General features: G+C 55.9%; 1 protein-coding gene. It reads left to right on the forward strand.

Features of this window, described 5'->3' with window-relative positions:
• Nucleotides 1-229: Ig-like domain-containing protein (locus KVT36_RS32495; protein WP_217607549.1), on the forward strand; the 229-nt coding region annotated here is incomplete at both ends.

A 229-nucleotide genomic window follows, 5' to 3' on the forward strand; every position in this document is an offset into this window, starting at 1 on the left:
CCGCCCCGACCACCGGCGTAGAAGTACTACGTGTAACCACGGATGCAGCGGAACTGAACCTTAACTACCTGACCTTTGCCCCTGGCGGCAACAGTGGCAGCGCGCCTACCGTAAGCCTTTACGCCCCGGCCAATAACGCTGCCTTCTTTAATAATGCTGATATTGGTATGGCGGCTACTGGAGCAGATGCAGGTGGCAAGGTGCGCAAAGTGGAATTTTTTCATGGGGC

It is taken from the genome of Chitinophaga sp. GbtcB8, assembly GCF_019091455.1.
GTDB lineage: Bacteria > Bacteroidota > Bacteroidia > Chitinophagales > Chitinophagaceae > Chitinophaga.